This is a genomic window from Kitasatospora sp. MBT63 (assembly GCF_000710465.2).
Classification (GTDB): domain Bacteria; phylum Actinomycetota; class Actinomycetes; order Streptomycetales; family Streptomycetaceae; genus Kitasatospora.
The window spans coordinates 1-4,410 of the sequence record NZ_JAIZ01000364.1; the positions used below are offsets into that span (position 1 = coordinate 1).

4 protein-coding genes are annotated in these 4,410 nt (G+C 72.3%); all 4 read right to left on the reverse strand.

All coding sequences use genetic code 11. From position 1 onward, the window contains the following. The coding region (locus tag AA75_RS21195; protein ID WP_033821734.1) for a biotin/lipoyl-containing protein at window positions 1-315 on the reverse strand (315 nt) is incomplete at its 3' end. 56 nt (window positions 316-371) lie between these two features. After that, complete coding sequence (lpdA, locus tag AA75_RS21200; RefSeq protein ID WP_033821735.1) at window positions 372-1,760, reverse strand: dihydrolipoyl dehydrogenase; 1,389 nt, start codon at window positions 1,758-1,760, stop codon at window positions 372-374. A 387-nt stretch (window positions 1,761-2,147) separates the two neighbouring features. Next, complete coding sequence (locus AA75_RS21205) at window positions 2,148-3,644, reverse strand: leucyl aminopeptidase (RefSeq protein ID WP_033821736.1); 1,497 nt, start codon at window positions 3,642-3,644, stop codon at window positions 2,148-2,150. Between the two features lie 324 nt (window positions 3,645-3,968). After that, the coding region (locus AA75_RS52215) for an adenosylcobinamide-GDP ribazoletransferase (protein ID WP_033821737.1) at window positions 3,969-4,410 on the reverse strand (442 nt) is incomplete at its 5' end.

The following is a 4,410-nucleotide window of genomic DNA, read 5'->3' on the forward strand; positions in this document are numbered from 1 at the left end:
CTCGGCCACCGGGGCCGGGGCGGCGGGGGCCGGGGCGGCCTCCGCGACGGGGGCGGCAGCGGCGGCCGGGGCGCCCGAGCCGTCGTCGATGATCGCCAGCTCGGCGCCCACCTCGACGGTCTCGTCCTCGCCGACCTTGATCGAGGCCAGGATGCCGGAGGCCGGCGCCGGGATCTCGGTGTCGACCTTGTCGGTCGACACCTCCAGCAGCGGCTCGTCCATCTCCACCCGCTCACCCTCGGCCTTCAGCCAGCGGGTGACGGTGCCCTCGGTCACGCTCTCGCCCAGTGCGGGCAGTGTTACTGAGACCGCCATGGTTTCAGCGACTCCTATCAAGTCTTGCGTACAGGAATGGGGGTGGCTGGGCGCGATCAGTCGTGCGCGTGCAGCGGCTTGCCGGCCAGCGCCAGGTGCGCCTCGCCGAGGGCCTCGGACTGGGTCGGGTGGGCGTGGATGAGCTGGGCCACCTCGGCCGGCAGAGCCTCCCAGTTGTAGATCAGCTGGGCTTCGCCGACCTGCTCGCCCATGCGGGCGCCGACCATGTGGACGCCGACCACGGCGCCGTCCTTGACCTGGACGAGCTTGATCTCGCCGGCGGTCTTCAGGATCTTGCTCTTGCCGTTGCCGGCCAGGTTGTACTTGAGCGTGACGACCTTGTCCTTGCCGTACAGCTCGACGGCCTTGGCCTCCGAGATGCCCACCGAGGCGACCTCGGGGTTGGAGTAGGTCACCCGCGGCACGCCGTCGTAGTCGATCGGCACGGCCTTGAGGCCGGCCAGGCGCTCGGCGACCAGGATGCCCTCGGCGAAGCCGACGTGGGCGAGCTGCAGGGTCGGGACGAGGTCGCCGACGGCCGAGATGGTCGGCACGTTGGTGCGCATGTACTCGTCGACCAGGACGTAGCCGCGGTCCATCGCGACGCCGTTCTCCTCGTAACCGAGGCCGGCCGAGACCGGGCCGCGGCCGATCGCGACGAGCAGCAGGTCGGCGTCGATCTGCTTGCCGTTCTCGGTCGAGACGCGGACCCCGTCGGCGGTGTACTCGACGCCGGAGAAGCGGGCCTTGAGCTCGAACTTGATGCCACGCTTGCGGAAGGCACGCTCCAGCAGCTTGGAGGAGTTCTCGTCCTCCAGCGGCACCAGGTGCGGCAGGGCCTCGACGATGGTGACGTCGACGCCGAAGGACTTCCAGACGGAGGCGAACTCGACACCGATCACGCCGCCGCCGAGGATGACGGCCGACTTCGGGATCCGGTCGAGCTTGAGGGCGTGGTCCGAGGAGATGACCCGGTCGCCGTCGATGTTCAGGCCGGGCAGCGACTTCGGCACCGAGCCGGTGGCGAGGACGATGTGGCGGCCCTCGATGCGCTGGCCGTTCACGTCCACCGAGGTCTGCGAGGAGAGCCTGCCCTCGCCGGTGATGTAGTTGACCTTGCGCGAGGCGACCAGGCCCTGCAGGCCCTTGTACAGGCCGCTGACCACGTCGTCCTTGTACTTGTGGACGCCGTTGATGTCGATGCCCTGGAAGGTGGCCAGAACGCCGAACTCGGCGGCTTCCTTGGTCTCGTCGGCGATCTCGGCCGCGTGCAGCAGGGCCTTGGTCGGGATGCAGCCGCGGTGCAGGCAGGTGCCGCCGAGCTCACCCTTCTCGATCAGGGTGACGCTCAGACCCAGCTGGGCGGCGCGGAGCGCCGCGGCGTAACCGCCGCTTCCGCCTCCGAGAATGACTACGTCGAAAACGGTGCTGGCGTCGTTCGCCACGTCACGTCCTCCATGCAAGGGGTGCGGTTCGCCGGGCCGGTCGCGGTCCGGTGGGTCGGAAGCCTTTGTAAGGCGCCCAGTCGTGCCGGAAATACATCTTTGCACTTGTTGAGCGCGGCTGACGTCGGGGGCTGCCCTGCCGGGGCCCATGAGGCCGTCGTCGGGCTGCCCGGTACCCGGTACGTGTGGTCATTGTCGCAGCTCAAAGGCGTGCCGCGGCAGGGGCGAAGGGCCCGGGTGGCCGCCCGGGGGAGCGGCTGGTTCCACGGTGCGGAACAAAGTTTCGCCGGAGGCGAACAGGCGCACCGATTGCGCAGCGGCGTTACCGGCTGGTAATGCCGCAGGGGCCCGGCGCCGGGTCGGCGCCGGGCCCCTGCCTGCCGGGCGTCAGGCGCCCGCGGTGTCCTCGGCGAAGCGGACCAGGGTGCGGATCGCGCTGCCGGTGCCGCCCTTGGGGGTGTAGCCGTACGGCGCGCCCTCGTGGAAGGCCGGGCCGGCGATGTCCAGGTGCGCCCAGTCGATGCCCTCGGCCACGAACTCCTTGAGGAACAGGCCGGCCACCAGGCCGCCGCCCATCCGCTCACCCATGTTCTGCAGGTCGGCGATGGTGGTCTCGACCATGGCCTTGCGCAGGTCGGCCGGGAGCGGCATCGGCCAGGACTGCTCGCCGACCGCCTCCGCGGTGTTGTGCAGGCGGGTGCGCAGCTCGTCGTCGTTGGCCATCACACCGAAGGTGCGGTTGCCCAGCGCGAGCACCATCGCCCCGGTCAGGGTGGCGACGTCGACGATCACGTCCGGGTTCTCCTCGCCGGCCCGCACGATCGCGTCGGCCAGCACCAGACGGCCCTCGGCGTCGGTGTTGAGCACCTCGACGGTCTTGCCGCCGTACATCCGCAGCACGTCGCCGGGGCGGGTGGCGGAACCGGACGGCATGTTCTCCGCCAGCGCCAGCCACGCGGTCACGTTGACCTGCAGGCCCAGGCGCTTGGCGGCGACCACGGCGGCGAACACGGCGGCGGCGCCGGACATGTCGCACTTCATGGTCTCGTTGTGGCCGGCCGGCTTCAGCGAGATGCCGCCCGAGTCGTAGGTGATGCCCTTGCCGACGAAGGCGAGGGTCGCCTTGGCCTTCGGGTGGGTGTAGGCGACCTTCACCAGCCGGGGCGGGTTGGCCGAACCGACGCCGACGCCGAGGATGCCGCCGAAGCCGCCCTTGGCCAGCGCCTTCTCGTCGAGCACCTCGACCTTGAGGCCGTGCTCCTTGCCGGCGGCCTGGGCGATGGCCGCGAAGGCCTTCGGGTGCAGGTCGTTCGGGGCGGTGTTGATCAGGTCGCGGGCGCGGTTGATCTCCTCGCCGATCGCGGTGGCGCGCTCGACGGCGGCCTTGGCGTCCTTGCTGCCCTTGCGGGCGGCCAGCACGACCAGCTCGCCGACCGGCTCCTTGGCGCTGCCCGCGCCCTTGTAGGTGCCGAAGCTGTACGAGCCGAGCAGGCCGCCCAGCGCGACGGCCTCGATCTCCTCGGCCGACTCGGCCGGCAGCAGCAGCGCGGCCTTCTTGATGCCGGCCAGGGTGCGCGCCGCGACACCGGCGGCCCGGCGCAGCGCGTCGGCGTCGTAGGCGCCCTCGGCGGCCTCGCCGAGGCCGACGGCCAGCACCAGCGGGGCCTTCAGACCCGCGGCGGCGGGGAGCTTGACCGCCTCACCCTCGGCGCCGGTCGCGCCCAGGGTGGTGAGGACCTCGGCCAGCTTGCCCTCGAACGCCTCGACGACGGCCTCGGCGCCGGAGGCGACGACCAGGCCCTTGGGGCCCTTGGCGACACCGATCACCAGGGCGTCCGCGCGCAGCGAGGCGGCGGAGGAGGTGCTCACAGACAGTGCAGTCACGTAAATGCGTCCTGTTCTTTCGCGGTCCACGGCCGGGTACGGCACCGGTGCCGTACCGGCATAACCCCGGCGTGTTCCGCGGGGAAACGGGCGCAGGGCTACGGTTGCTCCCCGCATGGTAGTCCGCATGCTGGGATCACGCCGCCCCCGGTACGGGGCCCGGCCGGTCGTCACGGTGAGTGACGAAGCCTGTCCGCAGCCGCTGATCCGGTGTCAGCTGAGCGGGCGTCGGCTTCCGGTCCGTCAGACCCCTTCCCCGCCGCAGCCGCCGCTATCCCTGATCCGGTACCTGTCAGATCCCGGCCCCCGGACGGCGGGGGCGCCTCAGAGCAGCGCCAACGCCACCAGCGCGCCGGTGGCCGCGGTCTCCGCCAGCGCCCCCAGCACGTCCCCGGTCACCCCGCCGAACCGCCGTACGCAGCGGCGCAGCAGCAGCAGCGCGCAGCCGAGCCCGACCGCCAGCGCCGCGGGGTAGCGCAGCGCCCACCAGCCCTCGGCCGTCCCCGCCAGCCCCAGCAGCAGCGCGCACCCGGCCGACACCGCGGCCGCCCCGGCCGGCGGGACGGTCCCGGCCACCATCGCGCCCAGCCCGCCGGGCCGGGCCGCCGGTACCGGCCGCAGACAGCCCCAGCCCAGCGCGCAGCGGGCCGTCACGGCCGCCGTCAGCACCGCGAGCGCACCCCGCCCGGCCGACCCGGCGAACGCCCCGGCCAGCGCCGCGACCTGAGCCAGCAGCACCAGCAGCAGCGTCAGCACCCCGAACGGG